Here is a 14,141-nt window from a genome sequence, read left to right on the forward strand (position 1 = left end):
CACGTCCTTGTCAAACATCCGAATGCACCCATGAGATGCCGGAGTCCCCACACTCTCCGGGTTCGGCGTACCGTGGAATCCAATAAAGTTAGCCCCATCCGTCCAAAAGCCAATCCAGCGAGAGCCGAGCGGATTTTCTACCCCAGGGGGAAATACTTCGCCAGTTTTAAAACTCGTCCAAGCGGGATTTTTGATTTTTTCCATGACTTGCCATTCGCCAGTTGGTGTCTCCCAGCCTTTCTTCCCAATGGCGACGGGATAACGTTTGAGCAGCTTATCTCCCCGATAGACATACACCCGCTTTTCTCTGAGTTTGAGGACGAGACTGACTACTTCTTCGGTAGGTTTACCAGTTGCAGCGACAGCAGGCTTGGTGGTAGAGGTAGGGCTAGTCCCAGTTGATTTGTTGGGAGTAGCCGGATTGTTACTATTAGCTGGCGACGAGAGCGGCTCTAATTTCTGCGGTGCTTTGGTTGTTGGTGCGGGTGTGGGCTTGGTGGGTATTTGTGCTATTAATGCTGGCGGTGGGCTGTTGCGGCGATGGTCTTGAGTTTCTGCAAACAGCCGCGTGGGGATAATTGTTAACATGGTTGTTAGCAATAATCCCGTACTGAATCTTAAAGAAATGACGAATCGAGACATTATTAAATGTTGACTTTAGTTTTAAGTTGTAATGCAGTGAAAGCTAAAGTTAGCTTACCCAATTTAAGATTAGTTCGTTCACTCACTAGTTTATCGTTGGCGATCGCCGTTTTGGCTGTCTGTGCTTATGGTGGGTGGATAGTGAATAGCTTGCACTGAGCGACAGCCGAAGTGCGGATTTAGGCGTTGCTAAATTGGGGTATGAAGCATAGATCTTGCCCTCACCCCCAACCCCTCTCCCAAGCTTGGGAGAGGGGAGCCGGAGCCGGAGGCGATGGCGGGGTGAGGGCAAATCATACCTTAAATTAGCAACGCCTGAAATTCGTTATTGAGCTGAGTACGAAGTGGGGATTGAAGTTAATTTAGACATCGCGGTCAGAGCGTATAATCGGACTCGATCGTCTGCGTCGTCTAGAAGCATTCCTAGAGCTGGGACGGTCGCTTTATTACCCAGGTTCCCTAGTGCTGCGGCTATTTCCTGTTTGACGATCGGCAGATGTGCCGATTCGTGGCAGTAGAGGTAATTGACGAGCTGTTGACTAGCATAAACCCGCTCTTGCTCGGTTTTACTAATAGCAATAATAATTTCTGGAGCCAGATCGTTGGAAATCTCTGCTAGAGCGGCGATCGCGCTATCGATCGCCGCCCTACTGCCGATCCAGCCGAGGGCGAGAATCACTGGCGATTTTAAGCGATCGGGCGTCAGGGGTGAGATTAATACTTCGGTCAAGATGTCTACAACACTGGGATCGGGCAATCTGGCTAAGCCGAGAGCGGTGGCTTCACACACGCCAAAATCGAGGTCGAATAATAACGGTCGGAGGTGTTGACTCAGGTTTAGTTCCACTGCCAAATCCCCTCGCAAACTAAGCGATATCGCCGCCGCCTTGCGGACGCTAGCCGCGACATCGGTAAGTTTGGCAAGTAGGAGTGGCGGTATGCGCGGATCGTGAAAGCTACCTAATGCTTCGACGATAACGGTGCGAAGCTGGGGATCGGGGTCTTCAAGCGCCTGGATTAGTGGCACGATCGTTTGTGAGTGCCGAATACGCGTCAGAATAGTTACTGCCATCCCCCGCTGGGTTGTCGATAGGTCGGGAGTAGCTAAGATCTCGGTCAATGCGGCGATCGCGGGAGCACCGATTTTGGTGAGCGACCCGATCGCGATCGCGGTTAATTCGGCATCTGCGTCAGTCTGAATTACGGCGATCAGCGCAGCGATAACTGGCGGTCGATCGAACTCCCCTAAGATTCGCGCGCAGCACCACCGATTCTCTAAATCAACGTCTGGGTCATTCAACAGATTTAGCAGCGGTAGGATGGCAATTTCACCCACTTTAGGGACAATTTTACCAGTCTCCCACTGCTGCTCGAAATCACCCTCGGTCAATATTTGCAAGGTGAGGTTTAAAACTTGCCGATCGCCTTGAATCTGTGTGAGGGACAAGTTTTGCAGGGCGGCGATCGCGATCGACCATTGTCTCTCACTGGCTGCGGCGATCGCTCGATCGAGATCGTGCATGATGTGTAATATCGTGAAGGCTGCTCTAAGCGTTGTATTCAAGAGAAGGAAGCGCAAAGGGAGCCGAGTTGACATCGTGATTTTAACGATCGGAAATCATCTATAACCCACAGAAATCACCCATAACCCTTGTGGTGGGCAGTGGTCAGTGAGCGATAGCCGAACTGTGCCCACCCTACTACTCTACTACTCCCAACTCCCATCTCCCATCTCCCATCTCCCATCTCCCATCTCCCAACTCTTATCTACTTGCTAAACCAACTAAAACTAGTACTGCTTCGATCGCGTAAAAGACGCCAACGACTTGAGTTTCCGTCCAACCGCTCAACTCCAGGTGATGGTGAATTGGAGCCATCTTAAACAGCCGTTTACCTTTGCCCTCAGCATCTTTGGTGGCTTTATAGTAACCGACCTGCGCTGTGACTGAGAGCGCCTCGATCGCAAAGATACCACTGAGGATAAACAGCACCCAGAGATTTTCGGTCAAAATCCCGACCGCAGCTAAGGCACCACCTAGAGCGAGGGAGCCAGTATCGCCCATAAAGACTTTGGCTTTATTGCGATTGTGGACGACAAAGCCGAGATAGCTACCGCTCAGGCAAATACAGAAGATCGCCAGACTGGGTTCTCTGGGATAGATAATTGCGGCTAAACCAGCCAGGGCGATCGCCCCCGTTCCGCCAGCCAAGCCATCGACACCATCGGTGAGATTGGTGGCATTACTTTCGGCAAGCAGGGCAAATACTGCTAGTCCCCAGAAGAGAAAGCCCAGCGGTAGGAAGACGTTAAACGGCAGATGGACATTGGTAATCGCGTTACCCCTACTGTAGAAAGCCCAACCGCAAAAAGCGATCGCGATCGCCGCTTGGAGTAATAATTTACCTTTGGCAGTCAGACCTTCATTTTTGCGGTTGCTCAAACTTTTCCAGTCATCGACACCACCGATCGCCAGATAGCCCAAACTAGTCACCGCCACGGCGATCGCATCCGGATCGAACTGCGACCACAACACGCCTAAAATCACCCCGACTGGCACGACAAAGATCCCCCCCATCGTAGGCGTTCCCGCCTTTTTGAGGTGTGCTTGCGGGCCATCTTCGCGGATGAATTGACCCATCTTCAACTGCTTGAGTTGGGGAATCGCGCGATAACCGATCGCGGCGACGAGTCCGGTAGACACCAAAAATGGTAAGAGTAACGATTCGGTCAGACTCCTACCATTTTGCCAGTCCAACCACAGCAACGCTCCTACCAGTCCGATGCCTAGTAAAATTAGTAACACAGTGCCCGTAGGATTGAGACCCCTGACAGATGCTGATTTACCCTCCATCTATTTCCTCCGAGGTAATTTCATCACTACGTTTGTTAATCGAGTCAATCTTGAAGATTTTAGCTGCACCGGATCCTTAGATATCGTCGGTATCGTCAGCATCATCGCTTTCTTCTTCTTCTTGATAGCCGCGATCGTCTTCAAATAATTCTTCGTCTAGATTGGGTTGATCTAAGGCGGAGATGGCGGGATCTCGTTCGTCTCGATCGATCAGCCGACCTTGAGCTTCGAGCCACTCTAGAATTGAAGTATTTCTTTGTTCGGCAATTACGGGAGCAGGTTCGTAACGAGGTTGTTGTTTTAATGCTGGATTGATAAATGAATCTAGCACATCCAGGTCGAGGGAATCGGGCATGGTAAGTTGATTAGCTTTAAGTTCTCATAGTCTATCATTTTAGGGGAGAGGATCCAGTCGCATGGAGGCGATCGTCACAAGTTCGAGCGACTTTTTGAGTGCGATTAGACATCACGATTCATTAGCAAATTTCTATGCCAAAAGCCCAACTACTTGCCGCGCTTGCAGATAAAAATCGCGGTATCCTCGCCACCCCAGTGGATCGACAGGCAATTCTGGCAACAATTACGGAGCTAGAATTTCATAATCCCCATCCTCGCCCCTTGACAACGGCGCTCGACTTATTAGCTGGAAATTGGCGACTGCTATATACTAGCAGCCAGAGTCTTCTGGGCATCGATAAGTTTCCCCTCGTTAATCTCGGCACGATTTATCAGTGTATTCGACCGATAACTAGCGCGGTTTATAATATTGCGGAAGTAAGTAGTATCGTACCCGGATTGAATGGCCTAGTCGCGATCGCCGCTAAATTTACGCCCGTGAGTGAAGCTCGTGTCAATGTGGAATTCAATCGTTCGGTGATTAGCTTACAACGGTTGGTGAATTATGCCGATCCCGATCGCTTTATTGCGGATCTCGAAAATGGTCGTAAATTTACCGCGATCGATTTGCCGATCTCGCGGCGCGAAGATCGCTCCCCCGCTTGGCTGGAAGTTACCTATCTGGATGACACGCTGCGCATCAGTCGCGGTAATGAAGGTAGTGTTTTTGTTTTGGCACGATCTTAGGATCGTGAATAGTGGATAGTGAATGGTATGAAGCATAGATCTTGCCCTGCTTGGTGAAACGCACGCTGAGGAAGCCTCAGCGCGATTTCATCCGCTCACCCCCAACCCCTCTGTCTTGACCCAAACGCACGCTGAGGTTCCCTCAGCGCGATTTGGGTCGCTCCCAAGCTTGGGAGCGGCGTTTTTATGTCTAGGGTTCCCCCCGAATAAAAAAGCGACGCAGCTCCCTTCGGGTAGGCTTCGCCAACGAACGGGAGGGAACCTCCCGTTTGTGTGCGTCAGCGACGCGCGTTCTGGAGGTTCCCTCCAGGTCGAGCGCGTCAAGACAAGACAACGACAAGACAGAGGGGAGCCAGAGCCGAAGGATCTGGCGGGACTGAAGAGCAAATCATACTTGGATTCAGCAACGCCCAATTATCAATTATCAATTATCAATTAATTCCCTGTGCTGCGAATTTCCCAACGACATCTCAAAGTTCTCGAAACTTGTCCGCGCCAATTTGAGTACACATTTTGCGATCGCTTGACTTTGCCAGCCCCTCCCGATCGTCAGTCCAAAACTCAGTTAGGGAGCGATTTTCACTTGCTAATGCACCAGCGCGAACTGGGACTCCCGATCGAGCCGATTTTAGCACGATCGCCCCAACTCAATACCTGGATGCAGGCGATGCTCCAGACAGCACCAGAACTATTTACTAGCGACTCGCAGACGTGGCGACAGAGCGAACATGTGCGGACGCTGGAAATCGGGAATTATCTATTTACGGCTATTTACGACCTGCTAATTTTAAGTGCAGATAAAGCACAGATTATCGACTGGAAAACATACCCACTTCCGCGTTATAAAAAAGATCTAGATCTTGAATGGCAAACCAGGCTTTACTTGTATTTACTAGCGGAAACTAGCGATTATGTTCCCAAACAAATGAGCTTTAGCTATTGGTTTATTCAATCGACGCCCCAGCCCAAATCCGTTAAGATCGATTACACCCTCAAACAACACCGCCAAACCCAGCTAGATTTACTAGCGATATTAGAGAAACTCACAACTTGGCTCGATCTCAGCCGCACTAAACAGGAAACTTTTCCACAAGTCGCCGCGTCTATAGGCTCATGCGAACGCTGTAACTTTGCGATCCGTTGCAATCGTCAATACCCAGATTTACCAGCCCCGATATTTGTCAGTAGCGATCTGTCCCATCTCCCCGCGATTCCCCTTATTTCGCCGCGTTAAGTTAAGGTTTATTAAGTTTGCTTACACGATCGAAGTCAAAAGCACCAATTGTGTAACAAAGCTCTCAAGATTAAGTTAGATTAGCTGATACTTGTATTTAGCGATCGATCCATCGCTCAGATCGAGCGATTGCCTGAGTAATCACCTCCCAAGAATGCCATTATCGTCCTTATGAATCGACTATCCACATTCCGATCTGTTTGGCAACATCAAGTTTTGCGCGGAGCAATGTTTACTGGAGCCATCTTTGCAACATTATTACCGCTTGCTGCTAGCTCGATTGCCGCATCGAAAGATAGCCCCAAAGCGATCGTGGACGAAGCATGGCAAATTGTCAATCGCGAATATGTAGACGGGACTTTTAATCGCTTGGACTGGCAGAAAACCAGAATGGAGCTACTCAAGCGTAATTACAAAAATCGTCAAGAAGCGTATGTAGCAATCCGCTCGACGCTCAAGAAATTGGGCGATCCTTACACCCGATTTCTGGATCCCCAACAGTTTCAATCCCTGAACAATCAAACCAGTGGGGAAATGTCTGGTGTGGGCATCAAACTGGAAGCTAACCCCCGCACGCAGCAGCTTGTAGTCGCCGAAGCGATCGACAATTCCCCCGCTTCCAGAGCTGGCATCAAAGCTGGCGATGCGATCGTCGCGATCGATGGTAAGTCTACCAAAAATATGACCTTAGAAGGCGCAATTAGCCTAATTCGAGGTGAGGTCGGTAAATCTATCACACTCAAAATTGCCCGAGGTGCCAAGAGTCCCTTTGACGTACCGCTAATCCGCGCCCAAATTGAAGTGTCATCGGTATTCTCCGAAGTTAAGAAAGAAGGTGCCCTCAAAGTCGGTTACATCCGCCTCGCCGAATTTAGCTCGCACTCTTCCGAGCAGATGCAAAAGGCAATCAAAGATCTCAATCGCCAACAAGTTAACGCCTACGTCCTCGATATGCGAGGCAATCCCGGCGGCTTACTCCAAGCCAGCGTCGAGATCGCCCGGATGTGGTTAGATAATGGCACGATCGTCAAAACAGTCGATCGTAAAGGCGGTAATGAGAATTTTCGCGCCGTACAGGGTGCGCTCACCCAGCTCCCAATGGCTGTCTTGGTTGATGGTAACTCAGCCAGTGCGAGCGAAATCCTCGCTGGTGCCCTCAAGGACAACCGTCGCGCCCAAATTGTCGGCGCACAGACTTTTGGCAAAGCCCTAGTTCAATCCGTCCACTCTTTATCTGACGGTTCGGGAATGGCGGTAACTGTCGCTCACTACTATACTCCCAATGGCACCGATATCGGTCATAAAGGCATCACTCCAGATGTGAAGGTAGATCTCAACTCGATCGAGCAAAAAAATCTGGCTGAGTCGCCATCGCTATTAGGTAGCACTCAAGATCCTCAGTACCAGCGGGCTATCTCTGTCCTCCAGGGCAAAAATGCGACTACCCCTAATTCTGGCAAGGTGCCAGCAGTTAGTAGCAATCGCTAGGATTAAAACATTATGAATGCAAAAAACCCGACTTCTCCAAGAAGTCGGGTTTTTTGTTATGACCGTAAATAATTAATTGTGCTAGTTATACCAATTTAAATTGGTATGACGACAGATTAACTCCTCCCCTTATGAAGGGGAGGTTGGGTGGGGTAAAGATCTATCGCTTTAATTCTTTAAATTGGTATTAAAAGGGTGCCTGAAAAGTCTTATTGCTTCGTTTACGGTGGGTAAATCCCCCTGTCTTGTCTCGCTGTCTTGTCGTTTTTTTATTCGGGGGGAACCCCCAAATAAAAACGCCGCTTTTATGTGCGGGCGAACCCCGCCCATAGCGAGCCGCTAAATCCCCCTTAAAAAGGGGGACTAAGAGTCCGGTTCCCCCCTTTTTAAGGGGGGCTAGGGGGGATTTTCTAGGGTTTGCGAGTGCTACCTCATACTTTAAGCGCGACGGACGAGTTCTCGGCTTTGCTGATGTTGCCAGACGGCGAAGATTTCATCGCGTCCATCATTTAATAAAGCTCGATCGAGTCGATAGCCAATAATTACTTTATCTGATTTTTTTGTGCCCGACTGCATCGGTTGTACCTTCAAACCTAACAGTTGCAGAAAGCGATTGAGTACCGAGATCGGATTGACTTCACCATTATTATAAGGTGGCATATCGATGCCGATCGCCCGTTTGATATGTTGACTGCACAAATAACCGATTCGTTTGAGGGAAATCAGATCGGCATCGTTAATTTGTAATAGTCGCTCGGGATCTAAAAAATTAATAATCCCTAATGCGAGTAATCCTTGAATCTTGAGAATATGATGATTGGCATCGGGCAAGAACACTTTTTCCGGGTTAGTTTCTCGATCGCGATCCCAGACCAGATAAATAGATTGGGGTAGATATTGTTGATGATTGAGAAGATAAAAATGAGTTAATAGCTGCCCATAATAACCTTTATCATCCTTGAGTTTGAGTTCGGGGGTAATCGTCACACCATAACGCTGTTGCAATGTGTATTTTTCAACTTGGGCACGCTCTAGATCCGTGACGAATCTTTTGTTAGATAGGTATTGAAAATCGCGATGACTCAGATCGCTTGCGTTGGCAACTGCTTGTGCAGCTTGGTATTTGACTTGCTGCTGGATTTTTTTAGTTTGGGTGCCAATCAAATTGTACTCGCGATCGCGTTGAGATTTACCTTTGTGAACGTCGGCGATTTGCCGCATAATTTCAAGCGATTTTTTGGGATCTGTTTTAGTTGCTTGGATTAGTGCCATTCGCAGTTCTTGTAAGCTATCGCGATCGACATCTTCGCTAATCGGATGAATTTGATGTCCTTCATCAATTAAGCCAGCTCTGACAGCATCTCGATAGAGGGTAATCGAAGCATTTACTCGCGCGGCAAATTTCGACCAAGTTCGGAGGTGAATCGGATCGAAAACAAAGGGCAAATCGACATCGATCCGCATCAATGGGCACATCAGCGCATAGTTTTCTTTGTAGTTTTCTTGATACCAATAAGCCAGCGATCGATAATTATTACTTCCACTACCGATCGTGCCCATGCCGCGTTTCGCACACCAGATATAGCGTGGGACATTAGCTCTTACTCGCGCTAATGCTTGGCGGACTTCGGTATCGGGAATGACACCTTGAAAAATTCCATAAACGCGATCGAAATGCTTGACATCGATACTGACTCCGGTGCCTAAAGTAGGCGTTACAAAGACAGCATCATATTCTGGAGCCTGAGTATTAATCGACGAGACAAAATCGACCGCCGGATGTCCGGTAGTGTTGGTAGTATGGCTGCAAACTACGAGAGTTTTGGTGAAGCTATCTTCAAGCTGCTTGAGATTTTGCTGGATATAACGATCGATCGTGTCGGAACCATAACGACCCGATCGACTATCAGTGGTAACATAACATTTACGACCAGCGCGGAGATCGAGTTCTAGCTGGTGAATCAGTGCGGTAGGATTGGGACGATCGTAAAAATGCACATCCCATCCCCGCTCGGCTTGCCATTGATTGATGACAATCCACGGTTCGATCTCCTTATTGGCGAGCTTTTTGAGATAATCGATCGAAATATCCGACAAATCGGCATCTTGAGCGATGACGAGTCCATTAGTTTCAATTACTCTGGCGATCGTTTGTTGAAAGGTTTTGAGAATTACTAACCGTTTCTTTTTACAAGTAGAACTATGGAGGAGATGCCACAGCGATTGCTCGACTTCATCTAAGATAATTACCCCACCTTCCCAATCTGCTGGATTGAGCTTCCAGATGGAGTCTAGACATAAACCGAGGCTATCTGACTGTTGTTTGGGAAGCTGTTCGTTAATCCAATTAACACCAATTCGTTGGCACAAAAATCTACCTAGTTGAATGCGGTGTGTGAGTAATAATACCGGACGATTGCTTGCTTGTGCCGCAGCAACGATGGGAATTAAAGCCGTAGTTTTACCCGTTCCTTTAGGCGATTTAATCCCAATAATACCACTACTGGGGAAATTAATTTTTGGGAGATATTTACTCGCCAAGGTGAGATTTGCTGGGTAATTTAATTCACTATGTCTTTTGGAGATCGCGATATCTAATTCTAGATCTAATGCTGCTTGATGAATTGATGTAAAAGCATCGATACCGCGAGCAACAATAAAATCGTCGATCCCTTTTTCAATTCCTGGTAAGCGAATAACTTTGACATTACAGCTCGATCGCTGAAGTAATTCACCTAAATGCACGATCGCCGTATCCAATAATTTAGCTTTGCGCGGCACAGCTTCATAATCAAAACAGATTGCTAATTCTTGCTGTTTATTTGCAAACACAACTAACTCAGCAATTAAGTTCCGATCGACTGTATTTCCTTGCAAATCTCGAATTACTCGATAGCCACTATTAATCCCCGGCAAGGCGATCGCCGGATAGCCATAAGTCAGTAGGGTAGCGGCTTTTTTCACTCCTTCACAGATAACAATCGGCACCTGTCGATCGATAATCCACTGCCAATAGCCGATCGCTTCACCTTGATAATTTACCTCTATATTCGCAGGTAATTTAGCCTTAAATAAAGTTGCTGTTTGCGTCCAGATTTTTTCAGTCACGCGCAAACAAAATAACCTCGTCGAGACACTCGGCGGATGCTCATATTTGATAATTTTACCATCTTGATTTTTGGTAGGAGCATTAGGTTTAAAAGTACCCCATTCCATCGGTTGCCAATTTTGCAAAGGATCTAAACCATTACACCACCAACCACCTTTGGCACAATGATTGTATCGTTTCATCCAGCTTGGCGTGACTTGTCCGCTATTATTACGCGGAATTTGTGGCGAAATAAACAACCGATCGTAAGCCGAATTTCCTTGCAAAGATCTAAAATTCAGTGCTACTAATGCTCGATCGATATTGCTATCTATAACTAGTTCTGTGTTGTGGGCACGATCTAAATTGGTTTGTACCATAGTGATATGCCAGCGCGAGGAGGGATTCATATTCTAATCGAAATTTCTGTAAAAAACCCAAATATATAGAAATGAATATTATCGATCGCATCTAGGGATATTGACTATTTTTAACCACTATAGATAGCGTAATATCTTTAAACTAATAGTTCATCTATTCTGTGATGAATTAATGACAAAATACACAACTTGGTAATGCACGATCGCGTTAATCTGCAACCATTTAACGCGATTTCAGACAATTGACGTAGGGATATTGACTATTTTTAGACGCTATATGTAGTGTGCGATCGTTAAATTAATTGATAATTGATAATTGGGTTTTTAGGTCTACAGATCTACAAATCTGGTATTAGAGTCAAAGTAGGGTGTGTTATCCCGTCAGGGTAACGCACCGCTCCTCTGAGCGGTGCGTTTTGCTGGCGCAGAAACACACCCTACGCAAGCTACCCAACCTACAGATCTTTTTAAACACCCTCTCACAGCAAATAACCGCCTACTCGCGAGCAGGCGGTTATTTGCGTCAATCTATTTAGATCCTAGCCGCGATTTTCTTGACTTTGCCAAAATTGCTCTGCAAAAGCGACAGTAGGGTGCATCGGTGCTTTGGGCTTGGTTTTGAGCACCATCGCTGTCTCATTGAGGTATTTGTCCCCCTTCTTGTGATTGCAGGTTTCACAGGCAATTGCGACGTTATCCCAGGTATGGGTACCGCCTTTGGAGCGGGGAATAACGTGATCGATCGTTAGTTGCTTAGCCGAGCCACAATACTGACACCGATGTCCGTCTCGCCTAAGTAGCTCGCGCCGACTGACGCTTGGGAGCTTCCACAACCTTTCTGCGGTAGTAGTTTTGAGGCGAATGTGATGGGGAACTTCGATCGCGACTGACGGCGATCGCAAGATCCATACTTGTTTGTTATCCTGTAAGTCCAATGGTTCCGCTCTACCGCTAATTAGTAAAGTGATGGCGCGGCGGATATTGATCCTCGCCATTGGTAGGTAGTTAGTGGAAAACACTACTACAGAATGGTTGAGTACCGATGGCATAGTCGTAGATCGGAGATCGAACATTTTAGTGTCGGCGATCCCACTTGTGGCAGGTTTCATAATATTGAGCCTCCTAGCAAACAACCCCCGTTGTCTACGGTAGACAAGCGGGGGTTACAAGAGATGTATATTGTATTCTTGTGATTATTTCAACTGAGTAACATTTGGGATGGTGTTACGCCAGTTATATTCCCGCTATGTTTGAATGGTAATAGATGCTGTGGGAGTTTTCCCGCCATCTCGATCGCGATTCGTCTGTCACAATTACGGCGATTGTCATTCGCTATCTGCCACAAATTCTGCTCGTAGCGCCGTTGGGCGATCGAGTAACTTGTGAAGATGGACTGAGACAACAAATCGAACACGAAAGTTAAGAGATGTGGGGCTGATGGAGGTGTTGAAAAGTATCGTTGGTATAGCTACGGCGATCGAATCGCATCAGCACTACCAATAATTATTTTACTATAGCGGTAAAATTTACTAGCTTGCTTAGCTAAGAATACCGCTCCGATCCTAATCTAATAATACAATAAATTTTATCGAGATGTCCAGCTCGCCACAACTCTCATTTTGTTTTCAGGTGGGTGTAGTCCGAGTCTGAGAACTTTGTATGCCCGCGAGCGTAAATAATGTCACGTATTGTAGTGCAATGGCGATGAGATAATGATTCGGTTAGGATCGAAGATAGAGTAGCTCATCTGCACACACTTATAGGAACGACGATCGTGGATCGAGATTTGATGTCCCAAGACCGCGCCACCGTGCCGACTACCATTGCTGACTATATTTATCCAGCAATCCAAAAACAATACGTTCGCATCCTCACCCTCGAAGCCGATGTCCTCGCCGATGACAATCTCGAAGCTATCCATCAGATGCGGGTAAGTCTGCGCCGATTGCGATCGCAGGTGCAGGGATTTGCGCCAATTTTGGATATTCCCAAAGTCATGGGCGAAAAACAGATCGGCAAAATCGCCAGAGTACTAGGTAAAGTTCGAGACTTAGATGTCCTCCAACAGACTTGTAAAAATCACTTGTCAAGTCTGCCGGAGTCCGAGCGAATTCAGCTCGAAAAAGTTACGGCGACAATTACTAAACGCCGCCGTAAGGACATGCTTAAAGTCAAGTTGATGTTGAATGATTGCGATTATCAATATTTTAAATTGGGCATTAATAATTGGCTAAACAATCCTCAATATTTACCTACGGCCATCGTCGATATTGCGTCAATATTACCAGAGTTATTATTGTCATCGATCGCCAAATTACTGATCCAGCCCGGATGGTGGCTCGATCTGGATCTAGAGACGGGTAACGATCCAGAAACAGCGGTTGCGCACTTATTACTCATTCATGGAGACACCTTTCACGATCTCCGCAAGCAGATCAAAGGAGTACGTTACTTGATGGAACTTTTTCCCGATCGCTACCCACCTCAATATACTGACTCCCTGAATGATTTCAAACAGGTACATCAAATATTTGGGAATATTCAAGATAATGTCGTCTTGGATAAATTTATTCGGAAAAATGTGGGCAAACGCGCGCCGATGAAATTACCAACTCTCTACGATCGGATCGCTCGCAGCAATCAGCTCAACTGGGATAATTGGCAACCAATTCAACAGAAATATCGCGGCTCGAATACCAAGCAGGAACTTCAATCTTTGCTAATTCGAGATATAATTCATAATTTACATGGATAATGCCGATGTCCCGATTACCTCCGGTAGGCTGTGCGCCAACGATTACTCAAGTTTGGAATGGTTGGAATTGCCCCCACTCGACACTGAGACAATGTGGGCAATCATTCACGAATCGATCTCCGATCTTCAGGTCAATCAGCTTCTTTGGTATTATTTAGGCTATCGCTATCAGCCAGTAGAACAGACTTGGGATGTGAGTCTAGTCGCACCAGCATGGCAAGATAGCTACCCGACACCACCAGATTTTATCGCTAGTCGTCCAGCAACAGTCCAACTCACTCGATCGATTCCTACAGAACACAAACAACTGCTCAAGGAACAACTCGGCTTTAAGGGCTATAAACTCGGCGAATTCGGCCCGCGTCAGACACGTAGAGCTACAGCCGTGAGTTGGTTGTTAGCCTATCTAGCTAGCGGGGTATAGTAATTTAGGTCGTTATTTTTGGTTTGTTTGTGAGGGTGGGGTAAGAGGTAATGGGTAAGAGGTAAGAGGTAAGAGGTAAATGCTTTACAGGCGTTCTAGGGCGATCCTTCCTCCTCCTGTGAATATCTTCGCTGCCCTTCACGATCCAGAGTTTCGATCGATTTCAAATCACTTTATATCAGGGAGACAATATGG

At 47.1% G+C, this 14,141-nt stretch carries 13 protein-coding genes; 7 read left to right on the top strand and 6 right to left on the bottom strand.

Going from position 1 to position 14,141, the window contains the following annotated elements:
• From RMO52_RS23875 to RMO52_RS23890, 4 genes are all read right to left on the bottom strand, one after another.
• Nucleotides 1-588: L,D-transpeptidase (locus RMO52_RS23875; RefSeq protein ID WP_310419345.1), on the bottom strand; the 588-nt coding region annotated here is incomplete at its 3' end.
• Between the two features lie 379 nt (nt 589-967).
• Nucleotides 968-2,206, bottom strand: coding sequence for a HEAT repeat domain-containing protein (locus RMO52_RS23880; RefSeq protein WP_309740799.1), 1,239 nt, complete (start codon nt 2,204-2,206; stop codon nt 968-970).
• A gap of 199 nt (nt 2,207-2,405) precedes the next feature.
• Complete coding sequence (gene mraY, locus RMO52_RS23885; protein ID WP_310419350.1) at nt 2,406-3,494, bottom strand: phospho-N-acetylmuramoyl-pentapeptide-transferase; 1,089 nt, start codon at nt 3,492-3,494, stop codon at nt 2,406-2,408.
• 76 nt (nt 3,495-3,570) lie between these two features.
• Nucleotides 3,571-3,849 (bottom strand): DUF3134 family protein, encoded by a 279-nt coding sequence (locus RMO52_RS23890; protein WP_309740795.1) that lies wholly within the window; start codon nt 3,847-3,849, stop codon nt 3,571-3,573.
• A 134-nt stretch (nt 3,850-3,983) separates the two neighbouring features.
• On the opposite strand from RMO52_RS23890, the gene RMO52_RS23895 reads away from it, so the two are divergent.
• The 4 genes from RMO52_RS23895 to ctpB all read left to right on the top strand — a co-directional run bounded on the left by RMO52_RS23895 (nt 3,984) and on the right by ctpB (nt 7,299).
• A complete protein-coding gene (locus RMO52_RS23895) occupies nt 3,984-4,577 on the top strand; it encodes a PAP/fibrillin family protein (RefSeq protein WP_309740793.1) in 594 nt (197 codons plus the stop codon).
• Nucleotides 4,578-4,692: 115 nt separating this feature from the next.
• Nucleotides 4,693-5,016 (top strand): hypothetical protein, encoded by a 324-nt coding sequence (locus tag RMO52_RS23900; protein ID WP_310419354.1) that lies wholly within the window; start codon nt 4,693-4,695, stop codon nt 5,014-5,016.
• Between the two features lie 6 nt (nt 5,017-5,022).
• The gene (locus RMO52_RS23905; RefSeq protein ID WP_310419357.1) at nt 5,023-5,811 is read left to right on the top strand and encodes a PD-(D/E)XK nuclease family protein; all 789 of its coding nucleotides are present in this window, start codon (nt 5,023-5,025) and stop codon (nt 5,809-5,811) included.
• Nucleotides 5,812-5,982: 171 nt separating this feature from the next.
• Entirely contained in the window at nt 5,983-7,299 is a 1,317-nt protein-coding gene (gene ctpB / locus RMO52_RS23910; protein WP_310419360.1) for a carboxyl-terminal processing protease CtpB, read from the top strand.
• 438 nt (nt 7,300-7,737) lie between these two features.
• On the opposite strand, the gene RMO52_RS23915 is transcribed toward ctpB, so the two are convergent.
• On the bottom strand, nt 7,738-10,767 hold the full coding sequence (locus tag RMO52_RS23915; protein WP_310419363.1) for a plasmid replication protein, CyRepA1 family: 3,030 nt from the start codon (nt 10,765-10,767) through the stop codon (nt 7,738-7,740).
• Between the two features lie 539 nt (nt 10,768-11,306).
• Nucleotides 11,307-11,840 (bottom strand): HNH endonuclease, encoded by a 534-nt coding sequence (locus tag RMO52_RS23920; protein ID WP_396135096.1) that lies wholly within the window; start codon nt 11,838-11,840, stop codon nt 11,307-11,309.
• A 191-nt stretch (nt 11,841-12,031) separates the two neighbouring features.
• On the opposite strand from RMO52_RS23920, the gene RMO52_RS23925 reads away from it, so the two are divergent.
• The 3 genes from RMO52_RS23925 to RMO52_RS23935 all read left to right on the top strand — a co-directional run bounded on the left by RMO52_RS23925 (nt 12,032) and on the right by RMO52_RS23935 (nt 13,946).
• A complete protein-coding gene (locus RMO52_RS23925; RefSeq protein ID WP_310419369.1) occupies nt 12,032-12,190 on the top strand; it encodes a hypothetical protein in 159 nt (52 codons plus the stop codon).
• Between the two features lie 366 nt (nt 12,191-12,556).
• Nucleotides 12,557-13,522 (top strand): CHAD domain-containing protein, encoded by a 966-nt coding sequence (locus RMO52_RS23930; protein ID WP_310419372.1) that lies wholly within the window; start codon nt 12,557-12,559, stop codon nt 13,520-13,522.
• Entirely contained in the window at nt 13,515-13,946 is a 432-nt protein-coding gene (locus RMO52_RS23935; protein WP_310419375.1) for a DUF1823 family protein, read from the top strand. Before RMO52_RS23930 ends, RMO52_RS23935 begins: the two co-directional genes overlap by 8 nt.
• The last annotated feature ends 195 nt before the right edge of the window (nt 13,947-14,141 follow it).

This window comes from Chamaesiphon sp. OTE_8_metabat_110 (assembly GCF_031382685.1).
In the GTDB taxonomy this organism is placed as follows: Bacteria; Cyanobacteriota; Cyanobacteriia; order Cyanobacteriales; family Chamaesiphonaceae; genus Chamaesiphon.